At 46.0% G+C, this 22496-nt stretch carries 25 protein-coding genes; 2 read left to right on the top strand and 23 right to left on the bottom strand.

Annotation, left to right across the window (positions count from 1 at the left end):
* Position 1: 1 nt before the first annotated feature.
* The 8 genes from fliR to R7F64_RS22715 form a co-directional block, all read right to left on the bottom strand.
* Complete coding sequence (gene fliR, locus R7F64_RS22750; protein ID WP_005384463.1) at positions 2-784, bottom strand: flagellar biosynthetic protein FliR; 783 nt, start codon at positions 782-784, stop codon at positions 2-4.
* Positions 785-792: 8 nt separating this feature from the next.
* Positions 793-1062, bottom strand: a complete 270-nt coding sequence (gene fliQ / locus R7F64_RS22745; protein ID WP_005380488.1) for a flagellar biosynthesis protein FliQ — start codon at positions 1060-1062, stop codon at positions 793-795.
* Positions 1063-1086: 24 nt separating this feature from the next.
* Entirely contained in the window at positions 1087-1956 is an 870-nt protein-coding gene (gene fliP, locus R7F64_RS22740) for a flagellar type III secretion system pore protein FliP (RefSeq protein WP_053306691.1), read from the bottom strand.
* The gene (fliO, locus tag R7F64_RS22735) at positions 1943-2356 is read right to left on the bottom strand and encodes a flagellar biosynthetic protein FliO (protein ID WP_005380480.1); all 414 of its coding nucleotides are present in this window, start codon (positions 2354-2356) and stop codon (positions 1943-1945) included. The genes fliP and fliO overlap by 14 nt, the downstream gene beginning before the upstream one ends.
* A 1-nt stretch (position 2357) precedes the next feature.
* Entirely contained in the window at positions 2358-2768 is a 411-nt protein-coding gene (gene fliN, locus R7F64_RS22730; RefSeq protein ID WP_005380479.1) for a flagellar motor switch protein FliN, read from the bottom strand.
* Between the two features lie 58 nt (positions 2769-2826).
* Positions 2827-3873, bottom strand: a complete 1047-nt coding sequence (fliM, locus tag R7F64_RS22725) for a flagellar motor switch protein FliM (RefSeq protein WP_005380478.1) — start codon at positions 3871-3873, stop codon at positions 2827-2829.
* A 7-nt stretch (positions 3874-3880) separates the two neighbouring features.
* Entirely contained in the window at positions 3881-4384 is a 504-nt protein-coding gene (fliL, locus tag R7F64_RS22720; protein WP_005380477.1) for a flagellar basal body-associated protein FliL, read from the bottom strand.
* 85 nt (positions 4385-4469) lie between these two features.
* On the bottom strand, positions 4470-6323 hold the full coding sequence (locus R7F64_RS22715; RefSeq protein WP_318072098.1) for a flagellar hook-length control protein FliK: 1854 nt from the start codon (positions 6321-6323) through the stop codon (positions 4470-4472).
* Positions 6324-6420: 97 nt separating this feature from the next.
* Here R7F64_RS22715 and R7F64_RS22710 point away from each other — a divergent pair, with 97 nt between their 5' ends.
* Entirely contained in the window at positions 6421-6564 is a 144-nt protein-coding gene (locus R7F64_RS22710) for a hypothetical protein (protein ID WP_170897464.1), read from the top strand.
* Between the two features lie 39 nt (positions 6565-6603).
* Entirely contained in the window at positions 6604-6918 is a 315-nt protein-coding gene (locus R7F64_RS22705) for an NIPSNAP family protein (protein WP_170897463.1), read from the top strand.
* 40 nt (positions 6919-6958) lie between these two features.
* Here R7F64_RS22705 and fliJ read toward each other — a convergent pair whose 3' ends face one another.
* From fliJ to R7F64_RS22630, 15 genes are all read right to left on the bottom strand, one after another.
* On the bottom strand, positions 6959-7402 hold the full coding sequence (fliJ, locus tag R7F64_RS22700; RefSeq protein WP_005380474.1) for a flagellar export protein FliJ: 444 nt from the start codon (positions 7400-7402) through the stop codon (positions 6959-6961).
* 6 nt (positions 7403-7408) lie between these two features.
* The gene (fliI, locus tag R7F64_RS22695; RefSeq protein WP_005384474.1) at positions 7409-8728 is read right to left on the bottom strand and encodes a flagellar protein export ATPase FliI; all 1320 of its coding nucleotides are present in this window, start codon (positions 8726-8728) and stop codon (positions 7409-7411) included.
* 3 nt (positions 8729-8731) lie between these two features.
* On the bottom strand, positions 8732-9532 hold the full coding sequence (gene fliH, locus R7F64_RS22690; protein WP_005394317.1) for a flagellar assembly protein FliH: 801 nt from the start codon (positions 9530-9532) through the stop codon (positions 8732-8734).
* Positions 9533-9603: 71 nt separating this feature from the next.
* On the bottom strand, positions 9604-10659 hold the full coding sequence (gene fliG, locus R7F64_RS22685; RefSeq protein WP_005380470.1) for a flagellar motor switch protein FliG: 1056 nt from the start codon (positions 10657-10659) through the stop codon (positions 9604-9606).
* Complete coding sequence (gene fliF / locus R7F64_RS22680; RefSeq protein WP_005380462.1) at positions 10652-12394, bottom strand: flagellar basal-body MS-ring/collar protein FliF; 1743 nt, start codon at positions 12392-12394, stop codon at positions 10652-10654. Before fliF ends, fliG begins: the two co-directional genes overlap by 8 nt.
* A 14-nt stretch (positions 12395-12408) precedes the next feature.
* Entirely contained in the window at positions 12409-12720 is a 312-nt protein-coding gene (fliE, locus tag R7F64_RS22675) for a flagellar hook-basal body complex protein FliE (RefSeq protein WP_005384482.1), read from the bottom strand.
* 122 nt (positions 12721-12842) lie between these two features.
* On the bottom strand, positions 12843-14252 hold the full coding sequence (locus R7F64_RS22670; protein WP_005394318.1) for a sigma-54-dependent transcriptional regulator: 1410 nt from the start codon (positions 14250-14252) through the stop codon (positions 12843-12845).
* Between the two features lie 36 nt (positions 14253-14288).
* Positions 14289-15320, bottom strand: a complete 1032-nt coding sequence (locus tag R7F64_RS22665; RefSeq protein WP_005380459.1) for a sensor histidine kinase — start codon at positions 15318-15320, stop codon at positions 14289-14291.
* Positions 15321-15519: 199 nt separating this feature from the next.
* Complete coding sequence (locus tag R7F64_RS22660) at positions 15520-16986, bottom strand: sigma-54 dependent transcriptional regulator (RefSeq protein WP_005384490.1); 1467 nt, start codon at positions 16984-16986, stop codon at positions 15520-15522.
* A gap of 287 nt (positions 16987-17273) precedes the next feature.
* Positions 17274-17684, bottom strand: coding sequence for a flagellar export chaperone FliS (gene fliS / locus R7F64_RS22655; RefSeq protein WP_005380457.1), 411 nt, complete (start codon positions 17682-17684; stop codon positions 17274-17276).
* 12 nt (positions 17685-17696) lie between these two features.
* Complete coding sequence (locus tag R7F64_RS22650; protein WP_005380456.1) at positions 17697-18002, bottom strand: flagellar protein FliT; 306 nt, start codon at positions 18000-18002, stop codon at positions 17697-17699.
* Positions 18003-18005: 3 nt separating this feature from the next.
* Positions 18006-20000: a flagellar filament capping protein FliD gene (gene fliD, locus R7F64_RS22645; protein WP_005384492.1), complete on the bottom strand. Its 1995-nt coding sequence runs from the start codon at positions 19998-20000 to the stop codon at positions 18006-18008.
* 21 nt (positions 20001-20021) lie between these two features.
* Positions 20022-20456, bottom strand: a complete 435-nt coding sequence (gene flaG, locus R7F64_RS22640) for a flagellar protein FlaG (RefSeq protein WP_005384493.1) — start codon at positions 20454-20456, stop codon at positions 20022-20024.
* A 92-nt stretch (positions 20457-20548) separates the two neighbouring features.
* The gene (locus R7F64_RS22635) at positions 20549-21679 is read right to left on the bottom strand and encodes a flagellin (protein WP_005380449.1); all 1131 of its coding nucleotides are present in this window, start codon (positions 21677-21679) and stop codon (positions 20549-20551) included.
* A 289-nt stretch (positions 21680-21968) separates the two neighbouring features.
* The coding region (locus R7F64_RS22630; RefSeq protein WP_206946719.1) for a flagellin at positions 21969-22496 on the bottom strand (528 nt) is incomplete at its 5' end.

Here is a 22496-nt window from a genome sequence, read left to right as displayed (position 1 = left end):
CTTAGCACTCCAAGCGAATAAGCCGACAAATCTGCGCCTCACCCACTGTCCAGAACATTTCATAATGACTGTATAGACCAGCCAGTATGTACCAACAAAGTAATAGACCCACCATCAAAGCAAAAGCAAAACCAAGCGAGAAGATATTCAGCTGTGGTGCGGCACGGGTCATTACACCAAACGACAAGTTAATGGTCAGTAGCGCAATAATGCCAGATAGAGACATACTCAGTGCCGTTTGGAACATAATACCAAGCCAGCCTGCCATTTCACGGAAATCAACCGCGTTGAGCGAGCCGGAGCCAATCGGCAAAGTTTTAAAACTGAACACCACCAATTGCAGCATTTTTAAGTGTCCATCGGTGGCAAGGAAAAACATTGTCGTTAAGAACATGAATAACTGGCCAAGCAATGGCGTGTTCTGACCATTTGCGGGATCAACCATAGAAGCAAAGCCCAAACTTGATTGCATACCCAATATTTGACCAAGTAGGACAAAGGTTTGAATCATAAATTGAGTAACCATACCCATCGCTATGCCGATGATCATTTGCTCGGCAATGGTCATGAAGCCACGAAACGAGAGTAGCTCAATGTCTTGAGGTACAGCGGGGATGGCTGGCATGACAGCGAAAGTGATGGCTAAACCGAGGTAAAGGCGGATTCTTGGCGAAACAAATCGGGCCCCGGTTACTGTCATCACCATCAACATGGATGAGATACGAACATAGGGCCAGAAGTAGTTTGCGATCCAATCTAAGACAACGCTAGTGGGGTACTCCATAGGCGCCTCTAATAAAGCACCTGAGGTAAGCGTTCAATCAAGCCATAGAAATATTCCATCAACATTTGCGTCATCCAATGCCCAAACAGCATCAGGGCCAAAAGCGTGACAATCAAACGCGGTAAGAAGCTCAATGTTTGTTCGTTGATGGATGTCGCAGCTTGAAAAATCGCGACTACAAGGCCGATAAGCAAGCTTGGGATGATAATAGCGCAGACCATGATAAGCACCATCCAAAGTGCTTCACGGAAAAGCTCGACAAACATTTCTGGTGTCATGTCTTATCCTCTATCTGCGCTTATCTAAAGGGCAAAGCTGCCCGCGAGTGTCGAGAGTATCAAGTTCCAACCATCGACCAATACGAACAACATCAACTTGAACGGCAACGAAACAATCATAGGTGACAACATCATCATACCCATTGCCATCAATACCGAAGCGACTACAAGGTCAATAATCAAAAACGGCAAGAAGAGCATAAAGCCAATTTGGAATGCAGTTTTTAGCTCTGAGGTGATAAAAGCCGGAATCAACACCGCCATCGACACATCTTCTGGATTCTCGACTTGCTCTCCTGACATGGTTACAAACGTCTCCAAATCTTTGATTCGGGTCTGTTTAAGCATAAATGCTTTCATTGGCGCTTGTGCAGCATCAAACGCTTCTCGCGCCGTAACTTGCTCGTTCAAATAAGGCTGAACAGCTTTGTCGTTGATTTCGTTCAGGACAGGAGACATAACAAAAAAGGTCAAAAACAGCGCAATACCAATAATGACCTGATTAGAAGGCGTTTGTTGCAAACCCATTGCCTGACGCAATATCGACATCACCACTACAATTCGAGTGAACGAGGTCATCAGAATCACCATGGCAGGCAAGAAGCCAAGCATGGTCATTAACGCTAAAATTTGTAGTGTAACCGAGTAGTCTTCACTGCCATCAGGGTTCGTGGTCATGGTGAATGCTGGAATACCACCGCCACTAGAAACGGACATAGCACGGCTAGCACCAGTATCACTTTGCATAGCCTGAACTGTAACACCACTTCCATCGGTTAAGTTATCTGGCAGCGCTGACTCCTCTGCTTCAGCAAAGGTAAATGAAGAAAACAGCACGCCGACAAAAAGTAACAACGTACTCAGGAGCAAACGAATTGGATTACCCTTTGTCATGTTTTTTGATCAGCTGGCTAAATTGAGTCGCAAAAGCATTGGTCGCCAACTCTTCCTCTTTCAGTGGCTTATCTAACTTGGCTAAAGTTTGGATCGATTGGCTAGTAATCCCAACCAAAAACTGTTCTTCACCCACTTGAACTACTGCGATTCTTTCTTTTGTACCCACTGGCAACTGACTCACTATACGCAAGCCCTTTTGTTGTCCCATCGCTGGCACTTGCATACGTTTCAGCAACCAAGCCAGCAAAAGAATCACGCCGATTACAAGCACAAGCGAGCCAAGTGTCGTCGCAAGATCCAGATTATTTGGTGCGGCAGCGAATGCATAAGGAGCACTTAGCATTAAGCTCAGTGCTCCAGTGATTTGCTTCAATCGCATTTTGATTGAACGACTCATCTTAACGCAGCTTCTTAATTCGTTCAGTTTGGCTGATCACATCCGTCAAACGGATACCAAACTTATCGTTGACGACCACGACTTCGCCGTGAGCAATCAAAGTACCGTTAACCAATACGTCGAGCGACTCACCGGCTAGACGATCCAACTCAACAACCGAACCTTGGTTAAGCTGCAACAGGTTCCGAATGCTAATTTGAGAACGACCGACTTCCATCGAAATCGTCACCGGGATATCCATAATAGTGTCGAGTTTACGACGCTCATCTTCGCTAATTGGGCTTGAAGTGTCTTTTAGCTCTTCCAGTGGCGCAGCCAATACTTCATCTACGTCTACAGAAGGGGCAGACGGGTCTTCGCCAAGAGCGGCTGCCCATTCGTCTGCTAGCTTTTGATCGTCACTTGGTTCCATTTTTCTATCCTGTGTTACGCCTAACTCATGCCATAGCATGTCTGTTTAATAAGGTATCTTAATGGTCTATATCGTCTTCACTCTCAAGCTCGGACATGATGTCTTTACCTAAGAAAGCTAAATCTGTTTTGACGACATGTGGGCGCTCAATTTCCTCAGAAATTTGCACCGCTAATTTGTCTTCCGAACGACCCATTTTTACGCGATAGGTCGGTAGGTCTTCTACAAACATCGTCGCATGTTCTGGCATTTCAATCGGGATGATATCGCCCGGTTGCAGCTCCATGAGATCACGCAAAGAAATGTCTTTTTCGAGCAAGTTCACGCGGAAGTTAACCGGACAATCCATGATCTCTTCACGTAGTGCTGAGCTCCAGCGAACGTCCGTTTCCATCTTGTCGGACTGAACACCTGCATCCAATAGTTCACGGATAGGCTCAACCATGGAGTAAGGCATAACGACATGAAAATCGCCGCCACCGCCGTCAACTTCTATATGGAAGGAACTCACGACAATCACTTCTGTCGGGCTGACAATGTTTGCCATACTTGGGTTTACTTCAGAGTCGAGATATTCGAACTCTACCCCCATCACTGGCGACCACGCTTCTTTATAATCTTCAAATACAATTTTCAGTAACAACTGAATGATGCGGCGTTCCGTTGGGGTAAATTCGCGGCCTTCGATTTTGGCGTGGAATCGACCATCACCGCCAAAGAAGTTTTCTACCAGAATAAAGACTAAACGAGCCTCCATGGTGATCAACGCAGTGCCTTTTAACGGACGAAAACGCACCATGTTCAAACTGGTTGGCACGTACAATGTGTTCTGGTATTCACCAAACTTCATCATCTGCACGCCATTGATCGACACCTCTGCCGTTTTACGCAGCATATTAAACAGACTAATACGCATGTGCCGTGCAAAGCGCTCGTTGATAAGTTCGAGCGTCGGCATTCGACCACGTACGATTCTGTCTTGCGACGAGAAATCAAAATTGACGGCACCCTCAGTGTCGTTTTCTATCGGTTCATCGACGTCATCAACATCGTCAACCCCATGCAATAGCGCATCAATTTCGTCTTGGCTTAATAGATCGGTCACGTTTTACCTATTGAATAACAAAATCTGTAAACAGTACTTTTTCAATCACTGGCTTACCGACCGCAGCATTCAGCGCTGCTTTGATATCTTCGGAAGCACGATCGCGCAATTCCACTCGTCCTGTAGGAGAGCGCAATTGATCAACCGTCGCGGAAGCAAACGTTGATAGCATAGAGCTTTCAATCAGTGGCGAATGATACCGCGCCAACTCTTCATTTTCTGCACCGCGAACCATTAACTGCGCTTTAATTTGAACCAGCCTATCGCGGCTATCCCCAGTAACGTTAAATACAAATGCCTGAGGAAGATTCACATACGCGATGGGCGCAGCATCCGATGCCTTCACTTGAGCCTGTTGAGACGATTCAGCCTGAGCAGGTTCATCAGAGCCCATTAGAAAAAATGCCGCTGCCCCGCCACCAAGTAGTAATACTACAACAGCGATGATGATGATAAGTAACTTGCTTTTTCCTTTCGGCGCATCGGCCCCTTGTAACTGTTCTTCTGCCATTCTTGTCTCTTATTGTTCTTTTGAGTTACCAAGACGTTTTAGTGAGTTGCTTGGTAACCATATTCCATTGCCGTTAAACGGCCTTTTATGCGTAAAAACTAATTCCATCACGCTTTGAAGCGACATTCAAATCCAGATTGACATCAGATTCAAAACCCTCTTCGGACTGTCCAGAAAAACCGCCACTTTGCGCGCTTTGACCATGTTGTTCAGCAGTATACCTACCTTGCTGTTGCCCGCTGTTTTGTTGCTGGACGGAAGAATCAGCCAGCTGCATACCTTGTTGTGCTAGCATTTCTCTCAAACGAGGGAGCGTCTGTTCAATAATGTCACGAGCTTGCGGGTTGTTCACTGTAAAATGTACATTGGCAACGTCATTATTCATGGTCATACGAATTTGCATACGACCTAACTCTGGTGGATCAAGACGAATATCGAGATTTTTCAGATTCTTCGACATCATCATTTGCACTTTTTCCGCAACTTGCTCGTTGGCTAGCTCTTTAGTTAGTTGCAACGGAAGCTGAGCTTGTTGTGCAGCATCAATACGCGTTTGTTGCTGCACATTAATTCCTTGCTGACCTACCATAGCCTGAAGCTGTCCAGCGAAGCCATGTTGGAGGTCCGACTTATCTTGTTTATCCACAGTCGCCTTTAGCGCACCAGTCGCCAATGCTGCGTTCATCACTTTCTGGCTAATCTCTCCGTCTTTCACACCTTGAAGCGACGTCGGCACTTGCGCGGCTATCAACATATCGGGCGTTGGAGATAATGCGACTTTTTCTCCACTATGAGCAGTTTGTGGCTGGAGTACTTGAGCCGCTGTATGCTGGATTTGCTGAGACACTGCCATAGGTCCAGCCTGGCGAGTTAAATTATGTTGTACTTGTTGCTCTGCGAGAATCTGTTTAATGTCATTAGGGAGCGCAACAAATTGGGCAAGGTCTTGCTCAGGAATATCCGCCGTGATCCTTCCTTGTTTCAAACCTTCAATGATCTGAGCTTCTTGCTGAGTCAGTGCTTTTCCTTGCGCCAACTTGGTATCTATAATTTCAAGTTCATCCAAGGAGACTCGTGGAAGCGCGTCGATGTTGGAACCATCAACGTCTGTTAACAACGGCGACAGCTCATTAGCTACTTCACCACTGACTGCGCTCTTAGTCGTCGGATGGCTGGCTTGTTTCGCTAGCTCTTGCCAAGCAGCAAACTCAGACGAGAGTTTGTCGACATCGATAGGTTGACCATTCTTATCTAAAATTGGCTCTAAGTCTTGTCCTGGGATCATCTGTGCTTGTTCAAGCGAATGAACTAATGGCGTTTCATTCAAAGCCAGCTCATCAAGGTTTGTCGAAACGGTTGCTTGCTCGTGGAACGAATGCACTAAATTTGCTCTCTGAGGCAAAACTTTGCCACTATCGATGGATGCATTACTCGCATTCAGGGTTTGATTCGCTTGTTCAATTCGACCAAGAAGCTGTTGTCCTTCGCCCATCGTGCTTTTTACGTCCATTGTATTTGATGGATTACTCGTATCAATTGATGTTGATTTCACTTTTTCGATAGCTTCAACATCAGGCTTCAAAGGTGTGCTGTTACTCGCCTTTTGTAAACTTGCCTTGTCACTTAGGGTTGCATTCGGTTTGTTTGCTGATGTTTCATCAAAATCATGGGGCCCGTCACTGACGGATTCTTGGCTTTCTTGCGCCAACAATTCGTCCGAGACGTTAGCAGAAGAAGTACTGCCTACATCCGCTCTTTCTTTTTCTTCAACCACTGTCGATTCTGTTGCTACTTTTTCGGGCTTTTGTTTACCAGCAAACGCATCGGTTAACGTTTCTAAAAATCCCTTGCTTTCAGTGCTCTCTGCAGACGCTTTAGCGGACACATCAGAAACTGGCGTCTTGGTAGTCGCAGATACATGGGACAAATTCACACTCATTTAGAAACTCTCGTTCTCGTGGCTCTGAGCGTATCGCTGACAGGCAGCAATACTGGCGGCAAACAAAGGTCAAAAAGACCCGATACTGACAGCTAAAATGCAAAAATCACACCACAATATTGAGCCAATTCTCGGCAAGCTAATAGATGGCATGTTTATGGAACAAACATCAACAGTACTATCCGATAACCTGGTTCCTAACATGATGTACAGCTACTTGATTGACTTTGAAAAACGATAAGCGTAAACAGACACTTGGCTTAACAATTAAGGAATCACTTTGAAGATCACAGAATTACGCCAATATAGAATCAGAGCAGGCAAAACAGAACAGTGGCTAAGTTGGATGAAGGAAGAACTGTTGCCCTATCAACGCTCACAAGGCATGCGTGTACTGAATACTTACGTCCACACTGGTGATGATGGACATGACTATTTTGTTTGGCTTAGAGAGTTCGACAATGAACAAGCACGCCAGGCTCTCTACGAAAAAACATACAACGAGTGGTGGGTTCACGAGATTCGACCGAAGGTATTTGAGCTAATTGAACAAGACTCAATCAAAGTTACCTTACTTGAATCGGTAGAGATGTAGTCAACTGCAACACCGTAATGCAATATCGAACCGATAACCTTTAGAAACGATGTGGTTTTCGACTGTAAAGTAAGGTGGAAAACTCGTCCATTTGCTTTTGTTCGCGCTTAGCTTCAGCAAGTTGTTTCTCTTTTTCGCGTTTGTCTATCATCCACTCATAGGATTTGCGTTCTTTACGCACGGTTAACCAATATTCTTTACAGTTTTCAACCTGCTCTTTGAAATGACTTTCTGCTTGCTTTTGCTTAGATAAAGTTTCATCTAGCTGGGTAAGGAATCGATTTAGGTGTCCATATTGACTTGCCGTTAGGCCCGCCTGACCACGGTCGACGAGTTGCTGGCAATAATCAAGCCGATACTTTTCAATTTGTTCAACCTGACGGTAATAATCTTCGAGTTCAGAACGCGCTTTGTTCAGTGCAAGCACAGCTTGGTCTTCACGATCCTTAGTTTGCTCAAGTAGAAACTCCATCGCATTATTCACGCGCTATCACCCACCCAAAATGTTTCTAAGCATATTGACGCACATATCGTATGGCACCGATTCTTTCATGCTCTGCTGCAAGTATTCGTCTAACTTCGGTTTCAAAGTAAATGCGCCATCAATAGCAGGATCGGTACCCGGTTTGTACGCTCCAATCGAGACCAAATCTTGATTCTTGCGACAAATAGACAAGACCTGTCGCACCGCTTTTGACATCAGAACGTGCTCTTCGGTCGTGATTTGCGGCATAACACGGCTCACCGACTTCTCGACATCAATCGCCGGATAATGGCCTGCATCCGCCATTTCACGAGAAAGTACAATATGGCCATCAAGAATAGCTCGCGATGCATCCGCTATCGGATCTTGCAAATCATCCCCTTCGGTCAACACGGTAAAGAACGCCGTAATCGAGCCTTGCTCGGCACTTCCATTACCCGCTCGCTCAACCAGCGCTGGCAGCTTGGCAAATACAGAAGGCGGGTAACCTTTCGTCGCTGGCGGCTCACCAACAGAAAGTGCGATTTCACGCTGTGCTTGTGCAAAACGAGTCAACGAGTCCATCAATAGCAGAACATCTAACCCTTGGTCCCGGAAGTATTCAGCAATCGTTAATGCCGTTTGGCACCCCTTTAAGCGCATTAGAGGTGAAGCATCGGCAGGCGCCGCGACCACCACTGAGCGGCGACGACCATCCTCACCCAAGATCTCTTCGATGAACTCTTTAACTTCACGTCCACGCTCACCTATCAGACCGACGACCACAACCTGTGCGGTGGTGCCTCGCGTCATCATGCCAAGCGTGACCGATTTACCCACACCAGAACCTGCAAACAGACCGATACGCTGACCTTTACCGACCGTCAACAAACCATTGATGGCTTTTAGGCCAACATCGAGCGGTTCAGAAATTGGCTTTCGAGCCAATGGGTTGATTGGTTCGGCATTAAAAGAGGCACGGTGATCGGTATACAAAGGGCCAAGTCCATCAAGTGGATTCCCAACCCCGTCTATAACGCGCCCAAGTAGCTCCATGCCGACAGGCAAACCAGCGTCACTGGTTAAAGGGGTGACTCTCGCGCCAGGTAAAATGCCCGTAATTTGTTCGCTTGGCATTAAAAATAGGTTGTCACCTGAAAAGCCGACAACCTCGGCTTCCATCTGACCTGACATGGTTTCCACTAAGCATAAACTACCAATTGGTGCGCGACAGCCGGTTGCTTCCAACGTTAACCCAACCACACGCACCAGTTTGCCAGAGGCGACAGGGCGCGTCGTAAGGCCTTCAACTTTGTAGCTTTTTAAGCGGTCAGCGAGTGCTTGCATGGATTACTCACCCTCTTGATGACGGTTTGCGCCACAAAAGCTGTGCAATACGCTTTTGACGCGTTCTTCCATGCGATAATTAATGCTTGATTCACCTGCTTCAATCTGGACGTCACCTCGATTGAGCGATGGCTCAGCAACTAACGTCCAGTTGCGACAATTAAGGTCTTCTTCACCATAAGCTGAACGAATAATCGCGACATCTTCTGGATTCAGGTGCAAGGTAATAGGGTGGCCTGATATTGGTAGCGCTTCAACCGACTGCTTCACTGTATCTAAAATAATTTGAGGGTTGGTTTGTACTTCAACGTGCACCACTTCTTTAACTAAACAGAGCACCATATCCACCAGCTGCTTTTCAACCTGAGCATTCATCAACTCCAAAGGTTGAGCAAACTGATTGGCCAAGTTCATAAAAGTTTCAACTTGCTGCTGAATGTATTCTTGCCCTGCAGTTACCCCTTCAGCTTTTCCGAGCTCGAGACCTTCAGCATGGCCGGCTTGCAACCCTTCTTCTTTACCTTTGTCGTAACCTTGCTTAAAGCCAGCTTCCTGACCTTGATGTAAGCCTTCTTGATAAGCACCTTGCTTAATCAGTTCAATTTGCTCTTCGGTTAGCGCAAGTGGCTGCTCTTCTTCAGGCTCATCAAAATTCGGCACCCATCCCGGGTCATAGTTGAACGCGGTTTGTTTTGCTTGTTTGGCTTTAGGCTCGCCATAATCAGGCAGCCCCCAACGTTGGGGTTCGATCATCGAATCATCTTCATCAGGACGGATAAATCCACGTTTTCTATCGCCAGCCATGGGTTACCTATTGTGTGTTCGATTAAGAAGTGAGGGTGCTCCGCAATAGGATAATTGCGAAGCAATAGAAATTATAAGAATTCGTCAGCACCGCCAGATAGCATAAGCTCACCAGCATCCGCCATTCGACGGGCAATTGCTAAGATTTCTTTCTGAGCGGCTTCTACATCTGCCACTCGTACTGGCGGCATCGCTTCTATGTCATCACGCATCATATCAGCAGCACGTTTAGACATGTTCTTGAAGACTTTCTCACGTAACGAGTCATCTGCACCTTTGAGTGCTTTTTGCAACACGTCTTGTGGTACGTCACGCAGCAACTTCTGAATACCTTGGTCGTCCACCTCGACTAAGTTTTCGAAGACAAACATTAGGTCTTGGATTTGCGTCGCCATGTCTTCGTCCTGATCGCGAATTTGCTCCATTAACAAACCTTCGACGTTGTTGTCTAGGTAGTTCATGATCTCCGCTGCTGCTTTCAGGCCGCCAATTTTGGCTGCTTGTGCACCCGCTTGACCCGCGAACTGTTTCTCCATGATTTCGTTCAGCTCTGCCAATGCTGATGGCTGAACCTCTTCAAGGTTGGCAATACGCATCATCAGATCCAAACGCACGCGCTCAGGGAACTGAGACAAAATCTCTGCAGATTGGTCTGCTTCTAAATAAGACAGTACGATAGTTTGAATCTGTGGGTGTTCATTGACTATAATGCTCGCCACTTGGCGTGGGTCCATCCATTTCAAAGAATCCAAACCTTTTGAGCCCGTACCAAGTAGGATCTGGTCAACTAAGTTGTTGGCTTTGTCTTCACCAAGAGCGGCAACCAGTGCATTACGCATAAAGTCTTCGCTGCCCATACCAATGTTGGTGTATTTCTGGATATCCTCCAAAAACGCACGATGAACAGCAGATACCTTGTCTTGGCTGAGATCCTTCGCGCGAGCCATCGCACTACCAACACGCTGAACCTGTTTTGGTTCTAGGTGACGGATAATGCCAGCTGCATCTTGTTCATTAAGGCTCAGTAGCAAAATTGCCGCTTTTTCTTCGCCAGTAATGGTTGAAACATCCAGCTCTACTGGCATTCCCGCGGCGTTGTCATCTTGAGGTACGATATCATTAGCCATTGTCATTCATCCAGTTTTTCACTACTTGAGCAGCCAGTTCAGGTTCATTCGCAACCAGAGCGCGAACCGCTTTCAATACATCTTCATCTTTATGAAGGTTTGGCAAATCAATACTTGAGCCAAACTCGAACAGTTCGCTGCTTTCGATGTCACTGCCAATCAAGCTAGTTTCACCATCCGCACCAATCGGCAAGCCGTCTGGTCCGTACATTTCGTCTTCATCATCGCTGGTAGGGTTAAGCAATTTCTTCATTGCTGGGCGAACCAGAACCAACACAACCACAATAATCACTAATGCACTTGCGAACCAACGAACCCAATCACTGAAGTTAGGGTGCTCCCAAATTGGTGGTTCTTCTAGCTGCTCAGCCTCTGGCTCAGCAAACTTTACACTCAATACATTTAGCAAATCGCCACGGCCTTGATCAAAGCCAACGGTACCAATTAATACTTGGCGAATGGCATTGATTTCAGATTCGGACATTGGGGTATAAGTCACTTCACCCGTATCAGGGTTAACTTGACGACGGTCTTTAATCGCAACAGAAACGGTCTGACGAGCCACCGTCCCGGTCTGCTTTCGCTCGTGGCTGATGGTGGTATCTAGCTCAAAGTTACGCGTGGACTCTTTACGAACTGAACCCTGCCCCATGACAGAACCATCTTTCATTTGAGCCACATCTTGCGGAATTGAGGCATCCGCTGGAGGCTGATTACTCAACGCACCCGGAATACCCGCTACCATGTTACCGTTATTGTAATCTTCGAGTGCGTACTCACTGCGGGTCGCAGGGGTATTTGGATCAAAGCGTTTGCGGGTTTGTTCAACCGCACTGAAGTCCATTTGGATATCAACCTGCGCCGTATAGTTGCCATAACCTAAAATGGGTAATAGTACGGAATCAATTTTTTCGCGCAGCGCTTGCTCTTGGCTGCGTTCTAATTCTTGTTCTTTGCGTCGCGCCGCAGAAGCGGGATCTTGGGAGCCTGAGCTGAGTAAGCGGCCATGCTGATCTGTGACGGTAATTCGAGAAGTTTTCATTCCCGGCACGGCACTCGCTACCATGTCGACAATAGAATCCACTTCTTGCTGCTTAAGGTTCGTGCCTGTCGACAATGTCAAAAATACCGACGCAGACGCTTCTTGGTTATGACGCACAAACACGCTGTGCTTTGGCAGTGCCAATAACACTCGTGCTTTGCGAACTTGCTTCATTTCTTCAATTGCTTGAGCCAATTGGCGCTCTCGACTGAGTTTGAGACGCTCTTGCTCGAGACGTTGTGAAACACCAAAACCCATGTCTTGCAGCAAAATATCATCGCCCGCTTCTGTAGCTTGGTTAACGCCGGAACGAACCATGCCAAGTTTGATCGAGTTGTACTCACTCGATTCAACAGAAACAGTATTGCCATCAAGCTTATAATTGATTTTCTGCTGGTCCAGATAATCCAGAACGGGGATCAATTCTTCGGTCTCATACGCACCAAGTGGGCGCATCTCCGGTTCTTTGACCCAAAAGAACAGCATCACGATCAATGCAACACAGATGGATATCGACAGCACAAGCACAACCTGACGAAGTAAATCGAGGTCGCCCACTGCCATATCGAATTTTGACGCACTACGCTCCTCTAGATCTGGATTTTGACTCTCCACATCCACATCGGAACTTGCTACCAGTGCACCATCTGAGCCGCCTTCAGTGACGGTTAAATCTGTAGACTTGTCTGCCACACTTATTACCTAAATTACACTGGCATGTTCATGAGGTCTTTATATGCCTCAACGAGTTTATTGCGAATTTGAACCGTCGCATCAAAAGCGACACTAGACTTGTTACGAGCGATCATAACGTCAGAAAGGGATACATCGGCATCACCACGATCAAAACGGGTTTGTAAATCACCAGATGCTTTTTGAAGTGTGTTCACGTTATTGATGGCTTTAGTTAGGAGATCGTTAAAATCCGCTCCAACTTTCGCCCCACTTGCAGTAGGAGCCGTATTGGTTGCTTCTACCATCATGGCGCGCATTTCTGCCTGAATACCATCAATTTTCATTAGCACCTCTAAGCCAAAAGATTGACTATTAACAAAACTGATTATTGACACAGCAATTAACGTGCCATAAGACATTAGCAATCAATTTACTTACACTTTTCGTCTTATGGCCGTTGTCTATGTTAATTCGGGATATCTATACCAGCATCACGCATTTTGGCAAGCTTATAGCGCAAGGTTCGAGGGCTTATACCCAGTTTCTCCGCCATTTCTTTGCGTCGACCATTACACTCAACCAAAGTCTCCAAAATAATGGCGTATTCTTGATCGCGCAGCTCGCTGCCTAAGCCTTCTCCACCCGTTACTGGGCGGCTGACACTCTCAGCTTGCGCAACTGGCTTAACATTGGGCACGACCATATCTGCGTTTTGCACCACGTGTTGCAAGCTATTGGCATCTTGCCAATCTACGCCCTCAAGCAAAATGTGCTCTGCATCGATGTCGCCATTTTCACTTAATATCAGCGCTCGTTGAACCACGTTATCCAATTCACGAACATTACCCGGCCAAGGGTATTGCAATAGTTTTTCTAACGCAACGGTCGAGAATTGAGGCACTGGCATGCCCATTTTGCTGCAATGACGCTCAGCAAGATGCTTGGCAAGCGGTGCAATATCGCCTTTACGTTCTTTAAGTGCAGGCCACGCAATTGGGAATACATTCAGGCGGTAATATAAGTCCTCTCTGAAGTTTCCTTCTGACACGTATTGCTTAAGATCACGGTTACTCGTCGCTAACACACGAACATCTAACTTGATGCTTTTGCGACTGCCTAGGCGCTCTACTTCTCGCTCTTGCAAAACACGCAATAACTTCGCTTGCAGGTTCAAGTCCATCTCACTGATTTCATCAAGTAAGATTGTGCCACCTTGCGCTTGTTCAAACTTTCCTGGGCATGCCTGAACAGCACCAGTAAATGCGCCCTTTTCATAGCCAAACAGTGTTGCTTCGAGCATATTGTCAGGAATCGCGGCACAGTTAATTGCGACAAAAGGACCATTTTTACGATTTGACGCGTTGTGAATATAACGCGACATCACTTCTTTACCTGAGCCACTAGGACCTAGCACCATAACATTCGCATCTGTACGTGCCACTTTATCGGCCAACGCGAGTAAACGTAGACTTTTCTCATCAGCAACGATAGCGTCACCGTTGTCATCACTTTTTATCGGTGCATAACGACTGACCATATTTAGCAACACTTCTGGTGCAAATGGTTTCGCCATGTAGTCAATTGCGCCATCTTTCATTGCAGACACGGCATCTTCAATGTTGGCGTACGCCGTCATTAGCAATACTGGTAAGTTAGGCCAATTCTGCTTGATGCTTTTGAGCAGAGCTAAGCCACCCATACCCGCCATTTGCACATCAGAAACGACGATATCAACCGTATTCGATTTCAGCTTTAACAGTGCATCTTCAGCACAGTCCGCTTCCAACCACTCATACCCTGCCAGAGCCAGAGTATCGACTAGGGCTTCACGAAGACCTTCATCGTCTTCTACGATCAGCACTTTGCTTTGCGCCATTATGATTCTCCAGAAATTGTTATTACCAAAAGCCGCTTATTGCGCTTCTGTTTGCACTCGCTCTAGCGGAATGCACATGGTGAAGCAGGCTCCATCACCCTGCTCTGAAATAAGTTCCAATCGACCGTCATGGGCACGGCAAACCATTTGAACAACTGCCAACCCTAATCCAGTTCCTTGAGAACGTGTGGTAAAAAATGGCTCCATGATTTTGGCTTGCAGTTCTTCGGGCACTCCCGGTCCGCTGTCTTGCACAGAAATGCGTAACTCACCATTTACCGGGCGGAAAAAAATATCGACTTGCGATTCTTTACCAGACATTTGAATCGCATTCATGACCAGATTACTTAATGCGGATGCAATGGCGTTCGCATTGCCTAGTAGTTCAGTTTGTTCTTCTTCCACTTCTAGGCAGTAATCAATACTGTTGTTTTTTAGCGCGGTTTCGACCATCGGCTGATATTCCGCTACCAACTGGGCAATCGTAAATGGCTTAATGACTTTATTATCACCACCTTTAGCAAAAAGCAGCATATCATTAACCTGCTTTTCCAAATCGTGCAGTCGATCCATTAATTTGGTTTGGAAGCGATCTTTTGTCGCTGGAGGAAGATTTGGCGCTCCCAAATTGGATGCATATAACATAGCGCTCGACAGCGGCGTTCTTACTTGGTGAGCAAGCGATGCAACCATACGTCCTAACGACGATAAGCGCTGTAAATCACTGACACGAGCTTGAAGTAAACGGGTTTCGGTTAAATCGGTAATCAGGATCAATTGACCTGTTGTGGACGCCGAGATGGCGAGTCGAACTTTACGGCCATTACGTAATGAAACTTCGTGGCCATCATCTTCACGTGGGTCAAACACCGCCTGGATAACGTTGAACCATTTTTCGTTAACCAGTGGAATCTCAAGAATTCGGTGCGCTTCTGGATTTGCTTCACGCACTACTCCGTACGTATCGAGCAAAATCACTCCAGCAGGCATCACATCGAGCACCTGTTTGTAGCGCTCAACCTGATTCTCTACGGAATCTAAATGGGATTGATTGGTGTTGTTATCCATTACTGCCTGTCGAAATATCGCCGCTAAAACTAAAATAGCTTGGTAAGCAATTAGCGTACCAAGCTATTTTCTATATTTATCAGGACGTTAAGATATCGACAATAAGTTGACACTCAGAGATAACGGTTTTGGATGCCAGAAAAACGATGTTAACCAGCCCAAGTGATTATTCAGATATCGTCTTAAAACTTCACTTTACCTAGCGCTGTAAGTTGTACTTACGCATTTTTTCCACCAGCGTAGTACGTCGCATACCCAGCATGTCGGCCGCTCTTGCTACAACGCCACCCTGCGCTTCTAATGCTTGGCTGATCATATTAACTTCTAAATCAGCCAGCAGCTCTTTCAAATTAACCCCTTCCGGAGGCAGCGCTTGCGGGGCGTTCATGCTGTGATCAAGGTCGTCTTGATCTTCAAAGCTAAAATCTTCAGAGAAGATATCTTGGAATACATCACGCTCTTGCTCTTCCACCGAAACAAATGGATTGCTCTCTGGTTGGAACTCTGGGATGTCACTGTAGCGATATTTGGTTGGTAGATGGTTTACATCCACTAAGCTATTTGGATACAGAATAATCATTCGTTCAACAAGATTAGCCAACTCGCGTACGTTGCCCGGCCAGTTATGCTCCATCAGTGAGTTGATTGCACGAGGTGTAAAACAGATAGGTTGTCCGCCCTCCGCCTCTAAACGTGTCATCAGTTCTTGCAGCAGCAATGGTATATCTTGTTTGCGCTCTTTCAGCGCTGGCATCTCAATCGGAAACACGTTCAGACGATAGAACAAGTCTTCTCGGAACGTGCCTTCTTCAATCATGTTTTCTAGATTACGGTGTGTCGCCGCCACAACTCGAACATTTACCTTGATGGTACTATTGCCACCTACACGTTCAAAGCAGCGTTCTTGCAATACACGAAGCAACTTTACTTGCATCGACATTGGCATATCGCCAATCTCATCAAGAAAGATAGTGCCACCGTCTGCGAGCTCAAATCGACCTTTACGGGCAGTTAACGCACCAGTAAACGCGCCTTTTTCGTGACCAAATAATTCGCTTTCTAGGAGCTCAGGCGGTATTGCACCACAGTTAATAGGTACAAATGCGCCATCGCGGTATGAAGAATGATAGTGGATGTTACGCGCAACAACTTCTTTACCCGTACCGGACTCACCTAAGATCAACACGTTTGCTTCCGTGTTTGATACTTGCTCAATCAGGTGTCGAACTTCTTGAATACCTCTACTTTGACCAACTAAGCTGCGAAAAAGCGTGTTTTTGCGTGCACTAGCAACAACATTCACTCCTTTTCGCCCCAGAAAATCTTTGCAGTGGCGTAACGCTTCACTAAGCTGTGGGTAATTAAGCGGCAGCTCTAGTTCACCAACAAAATTTGGAAGATCATCAACAGGCAAAGGAAAACGGCCCATGACTAGAAGAGGGATGTGGTAAGCGCTGTTTAAATGAGAGATAACCGTACTCGCCGCTTGACCTGCTGGAATATTACCAACAATACAGCACGACCATACGCTAGACCAATCAACATCGCTGAGCTGATCAGAACTGACCGCTTCGCAATTTTCTCCAACAAATTCCAATATATTGCTTAAATTTAAACGACTTGATGCGTCATCATCAATTACAAGCAGCTTTGCCAAACCATGCATAAGTAAGAATGATTGCCTTTATTTTAGGTGCGTTGCGGCCAAACCTTGATTTGCGCAATTGGGTGCTAAAGAAGGCAGAACCACCACACTCAATTTACGATAGACAAAATAGGAAAATCAGCAACAAAAAAGCCATTAGGGCTACTAATGGCTTCTATTTTATTTGAATATAAAAATAAGGCAACCAAGCAATGGAGAGGTGTGAGCTTGATAGAAACTTTGCTACACAACTCGTTGCGCAATTGACAAATATATTCGTCTAGTATCTTAACGCATTGTTTTGACTATTAAATACCAACTTCAGCAGCGGTAAGATTATGAAACTCTGTTGGGATTTGGTCCCAAGCGGACTTGATCTCACGGATAATGTCGATAACGTCGTCGATCAGCTGAGGCTCATTTTGATGGTTAGCAGCAGAAATTTGCGTGATCATAAACTCATACAGTGAATCTAAGTTTGAAGCAATATCACCACCGTCATCCATAGATAGACAGCTGCGTAGCGCGATAATGATGTCTAACGCTTTACCTAAGCGCTCACCTTTTGCTGGAATATTGCCTGCTTGCATGGCTGCTTTACCTTGAATAAGGCGCTCAATCGCACCAGCCATAAGCATTTGAATGACTTTGTGCGGAGAAGCCGCGCTAAGCTGGCTGTCGACTGATACCTTTTTGTATGCTTGCAAAGAACCGCGCATAGTAATCCTCTTTTAAATAAATTTTTTGTACTGCTGAAGTGAACGCTGGCCATAACGAAACTTATGGAGCTCTTTTCCGACCTTTGACGTTTCCGATTGCATCAGCTCGACAATTCTTTTGGTACGAGTTAGCAATGCTTGCCACTCTGCATCCTGCTTAACCAAAGGATTTTGATGAATAATTGGTAACAGGTTTTGCAATAACCGTTCCCTGATATCGACCAAGCGAAGAATTTCTTCAGCATTAAAATCAATTTTTTCTAATTCTTGCGTAATTAGTTGATCTATATCACTAATTTCCATGAGTTCTTTTTGCATTTATTAACCCAACGCACTCATCAAAGCGCCTAACTGGCCTTGCATTTTACCGGTCGCATCTTGCATCGCGGTAAACTTCGCATGAGTACGCTTCTCTAGGCTTTCCATGCGGCGATCTAATGCCGCTTGATCGTCACTCAAACGGTAGTTTTGTTCTGTGAGACTTTTTTCTCGAGTACGAATACTGCCTGTAATACCTGTGATACCGTGAATCGCATCTTCTACTCGTTTAGCAAAACCTGTGTTGCCACCGAAGAACTTTTCTAACTCGTTGAAGTTATTGTTCAACTGGCGATCTAGCATGTCATAGTTGATTTCTAGGGTGCCTTGACGTGTGGTCGTAATGCCAAATTCTGTTAAGGACTTTAGGTTTTCAGGCGCCTTATCGATTCGAGTAGAAAAGACCGATTTTAATCGTGAATCTGCACTGCGTACGGTGCTGTCACCTGACAACGGCCCTTTTTGACCAGTTACCGGATCCACACTCGCCAACGCTTGGGAGGTTTGATAAAACGAGTTATACGCTGCCACAAAGTTTTCGATATCGTTGCGTACACTTTGACGGTCGTACTCGACACCAATTTCAGCAGGCGGTTTATTCGGTTCTGATTTGCCTTTTAGTGTTAAATCAACACCTTCGATCGCATCTTCAATCACATTGTTGTGGCTAGATAGCTTTGCCACGCCATCAAGCAGAACTTCTGAATCTTGCCCTGCTTGTACTTCTGTCATTCCAAGGTATTGTTCAAAAGCAGATTGTGCCTTTGCGATTTTCGCTTCTGCTTCATCAATTTTTTCCAGACGCTCACGTTCTTGAGGATCAAGTTTAGCGCGATGAATTTGCTTAGCTTGCGCTTCGGAAAGTTCACCACGTGCCACTTTTTCGTCTAACGCTTGCTTTTCACTCGCAATTTTTTGCTCGATTTCCGCTTTTTCTTGCTCAAGAAGCTGCTTAGCCTCTTTCGTCGTAACGTAAGAATCGGTTAGGGTGCCCGATGCGGCATTATTCCAGCCTGGAACATCTGGTGCCTTCTCTATTGCCTTTTCGTCGAGTTCGAGCTCTGGTTCTTCATAAGAGTCCAACAAAGTACCTGACGCAGTTTCTGTCCACCCTGGAATTCTGTCTTCAGGGCGTAAACTCGCGCGTCGGTTGGCTTCATCAATGGCTTCTTGACCAGCTTTGGCTGCTTCTGCACCCGCCGCAGAGATTGGCGCTTGCGATGCATCATCTTGTACATCGTCTGCCGCTTTTTGCTCTTCTGGAGGTAGAGGATTGCCGTTTGCATCCAGCTCTTCTGCTGGTTGTTCCGGAAATTTAAGAGGACCTAAGACATCTTCCGCCGCTGAACGAGCTTCTTCAAGCGCGTTGACGCGGTCTTCAAGTGTTTGGTATTCGAAATATTTAAGAGGGTTGCCTTTTTCTGCCTCCACACTGACTCTGATTTGATGATCCTTACCAGAGAGGTTAGAAGCAAGGATAAGGCGTGGACCTTCGACGTCGTTAATAAGAGATGCACGAACGCCAGGGTTATCTTTAGCGCCATTGATGCCGCGTACGACATCGATGAGCTTAGATCGGGAACGAACATCGATATTAAAACGCTCATCACCAAGCGAAATCTGCAGCTTACCAGGGCCAAATTTTGCGTCTTCTGGCAATACGTCAGAAGCGACTTTGTGGCTCTGAGCAAGCTGCAACACATCGATAGCATATTTGCCAGCGATAGCATCTGTGGTTGCCGTGGCAGATACGATATTGTCATTGGTCGTTTCGACAGTGCGAACGGCAAATGCTTTCTCCTGACGAAAGTTCGCCATGAGATTTTTCATCGTATCCAATGACTCTCTGAGTCGCCCGTAAGCACTGATACTGGCATTAATTGTCGTGCGTTCGTTGTCGATGCGTTGCTGCTTTGGTACGCGTTCGGCATCCACAATTTTGCTGACCATGGAATTAATATCCATGCCGCCAGACATCCCCAAAGGGCCTAAACTCATCAAATCACCTCTAAAAACGACTTACACTTTTTCAGTCAACAACCCGCTGTTGGCTGTGTGCTCAGCTAGGCGACGCAATACCACTAGCATTTCTTCATCAGGAATTTGACGAATCACGTCACCGGTATTGGCTTCATAAATCGTCACCACATCTCGTCCGGATTCTTCATCCACTCGAAATGCGACTCCTTTGTTTATGGACGTTACAAATTCATTCATTTGTGCGACCAATTTTTCACGTTCTTCTTTGTTCAGTTCTTGACGGCTTTCAGCCATCTCGATCGCAGCTTGAACAGAGAAGTCGTATTCGGTGTTTTTCGCTTTTTGCGGCGAAATCTCACCATTTGAATTTGCTGGGCTAGACGTGCCTATATCATTGCCATTTTTATTTGCAAACTTTGTGCCATTTGGCGTGCCGTAAGGCTGGATGTTCGATGCGTAGGAGGATATATCCATTACAATCTCCCTTCCACCTTATGGGCTAACGATAGAATCTATCGCTTTGGTGCCCCAGCACTAAGGTGTTGACCTCAGGCTGGGTTTACCACTTAGCCCAACAAGCTTAGCGCTGCAGATGGAGACTGCTTCGCTTGAGCTAGGATTGAAGTACTTGCTTGCTGAAGAATTTGCGACTTAGTCATCGCAGTGGTTTCCTTCGCGTAATCAGTATCTTTAATACGGCTTTTAGACGCGTTAACGTTCTCGTTAATGTTGTCTAGGTTGCTGATTGCGTGGTTGAAGCGGTTTTGGAAAGCACCGAGTGAAGCTCGTTGGCTGTCTACGGACTTAAGAGCGCCGTCGATAACCGCTACTGCTTCTTGAGAGCCAGCTACTGTGGTTACGTCGATGTCTTTCACTGTTACGTCTTTCGGACCACCAAAGCCGATCTCGTCTGCTAGGTTGCCAGAAAACTCAACATCACCTTCAACTTTTTGAGAAGAAGCAAATACTTGTAGTTTGCCATCTTCGCCAACAGAGGCTTTTACATCATCGTTTTGACCGTTGATGTATGTCGCTAGCTGTTCAATATCATCGCCTTGCTTAGCGCTGATTGATAGCTCTTTCTCTTCACCCTGCTTGTTGGTGTAGCTCATTTTGAACTCTGTTTTCTCACCAACAGTCCAAGATGCGTCTTTACCCTCTTCTGCTGCGTAGCTCTTACCACCCATTGCTGAAGTGTCTGAGCGTAGGTTACCCATAGAAAGCATCACTGCTTCACCTGAGTCCGCCCCGATTTGGAAAGACTGAGTACCGTAAGTACCGTTTAGAAGCTTGTTACCACCGAAAGAGGTAGTTTCAGCAATACGGTTTAGCTCGTCGTTTAGCGCTGTTACTTCTTCTTGGATCGCTACACGTTCTGCTTTTGAGTTAGAGCCGTTCGCCGATTGAAGCGAAAGATCACGCATACGTTGTAGGATGTTGGTAGATTCATTCATTGCACCTTCAGCAACCTGTGCAATAGAAATACCGTCATTTGCGTTTTTCACTGCCATGTCTAGGCCACGGCTTTGTGCATTCAAGCGGTTTGAAATCTGTAGACCTGCAGCATCGTCTTTCGCGCTATTGATTTTATAACCCGAAGACAAACGCTCCATTGATTTTTGTTGACCGTCAGCTGCCTGGTTTAGGTAACGCTGTGCAGTCATCGCAGAAACGTTAGTATTAACGTTAATCGCCATAATTGATCTCCTTAAGGCTTTAGTGAATGTACCGTCGTGTCTCTCACCTCACTTAGGTACATCTCATTTCTCTCAGTCCCTTTAACGGCGACCAATGAATATCCTTTAGAAGAAATTTTCAATTTTTTGCGATTATTTTCTTTGGTTTACTGAAATGTGATGAAGCTCTAATGCCGTGATTCGCAGAAATCCTGAGTCCCCAAAAGACAGAAAAAAAACCCAGCCGAAGCTGGGTTTACTCGCTCATCTCTCACCACGAGCCAATGAGGTTCTCGTCTTAGGTTTGAAATTAACCTAGCAGACTTAGCGCTGAGTTTGGCGCTTGTTTCGCTTGCGCAAGGATTGAGCTTGACGCTTGCGATAGAATTTGTGATTTGGTCATTGCCGTCGTTTCTTTGGCGAAGTCAGTATCTTTGATACGGCTCTTCGACGCATTCACGTTCTCGTTAATGTTGTCCAAATTGCTGATTGCGTGGTTGAAACGGTTCTGGAATGCACCCAGCTCTGCGCGGTGGCTGTCTACATATTTCAGTGCCGCATCGATGATAGCAACAGATTCTTGTGCGCCACCGACTGAGGTTACGTCAATAGTATCTACCGTCACTTTTTTACCTTCGCCCAAACCTAGCTCACCAGATAGGCCGCCTGAAAACTCGACTTCGCCTTCGACTTTGTTGTTGCCAGCAAAGATTTGCAGTTTACCGTCTTGGTCTACTGAGGCTTTCACTAGGTCAGTTTGACCGTTAATGTAAGTCGCAAGCTCTTCGATATCGTCACCCGCTTTTGCGCTGATGTTGATTTCTTGCTCTTGGCCGTA

This window comes from Vibrio sp. Vb1980 (assembly GCF_033338615.1).
Lineage (GTDB): Bacteria > Pseudomonadota > Gammaproteobacteria > Enterobacterales > Vibrionaceae > Vibrio > Vibrio alginolyticus.
The sequence above is the reverse complement of the archived record's forward strand: the minus strand, read 5'-3'. Positions and strand labels throughout refer to the sequence as shown.

Coding starts and splice junctions, on each gene's coding strand:
- fliE (WP_005384482.1), bottom strand. CDS start 12,720: ATGAAAATTGATGGTATTCAGGCAGAAATGCGCGCCATGATGGTAGAA.
- flaG (WP_005384493.1), bottom strand. CDS start 20,456: ATGGATATATCCTCCTACGCATCGAACATCCAGCCTTACGGCACGCCA.
- R7F64_RS22670 (WP_005394318.1), bottom strand. CDS start 14,252: ATGGCGCAAAGCAAAGTGCTGATCGTAGAAGACGATGAAGGTCTTCGT.
- R7F64_RS22660 (WP_005384490.1), bottom strand. CDS start 16,986: ATGCATGGTTTGGCAAAGCTGCTTGTAATTGATGATGACGCATCAAGT.
- fliS (WP_005380457.1), bottom strand. CDS start 17,684: ATGCGCGGTTCTTTGCAAGCATACAAAAAGGTATCAGTCGACAGCCAG.
- fliL (WP_005380477.1), bottom strand. CDS start 4,384: ATGGCAGAAGAACAGTTACAAGGGGCCGATGCGCCGAAAGGAAAAAGC.
- fliG (WP_005380470.1), bottom strand. CDS start 10,659: ATGGCTAATGATATCGTACCTCAAGATGACAACGCCGCGGGAATGCCA.
- R7F64_RS22635 (WP_005380449.1), bottom strand. CDS start 21,679: ATGGCGATTAACGTTAATACTAACGTTTCTGCGATGACTGCACAGCGT.
- fliI (WP_005384474.1), bottom strand. CDS start 8,728: ATGCAAGCACTCGCTGACCGCTTAAAAAGCTACAAAGTTGAAGGCCTT.
- R7F64_RS22665 (WP_005380459.1), bottom strand. CDS start 15,320: ATGGATAACAACACCAATCAATCCCATTTAGATTCCGTAGAGAATCAG.
- fliP (WP_053306691.1), bottom strand. CDS start 1,956: ATGACAAAGGGTAATCCAATTCGTTTGCTCCTGAGTACGTTGTTACTT.
- R7F64_RS22710 (WP_170897464.1), top strand. CDS start 6,421: ATGCAAAAATCACACCACAATATTGAGCCAATTCTCGGCAAGCTAATA.
- fliQ (WP_005380488.1), bottom strand. CDS start 1,062: ATGACACCAGAAATGTTTGTCGAGCTTTTCCGTGAAGCACTTTGGATG.
- fliO (WP_005380480.1), bottom strand. CDS start 2,356: ATGAGTCGTTCAATCAAAATGCGATTGAAGCAAATCACTGGAGCACTG.
- R7F64_RS22650 (WP_005380456.1), bottom strand. CDS start 18,002: ATGCAAAAAGAACTCATGGAAATTAGTGATATAGATCAACTAATTACG.
- fliH (WP_005394317.1), bottom strand. CDS start 9,532: ATGGCTGGCGATAGAAAACGTGGATTTATCCGTCCTGATGAAGATGAT.
- fliR (WP_005384463.1), bottom strand. CDS start 784: ATGGAGTACCCCACTAGCGTTGTCTTAGATTGGATCGCAAACTACTTC.
- fliN (WP_005380479.1), bottom strand. CDS start 2,768: ATGGAACCAAGTGACGATCAAAAGCTAGCAGACGAATGGGCAGCCGCT.
- fliD (WP_005384492.1), bottom strand. CDS start 20,000: ATGAGTTTAGGCCCTTTGGGGATGTCTGGCGGCATGGATATTAATTCC.
- R7F64_RS22715 (WP_318072098.1), bottom strand. CDS start 6,323: ATGAGTGTGAATTTGTCCCATGTATCTGCGACTACCAAGACGCCAGTT.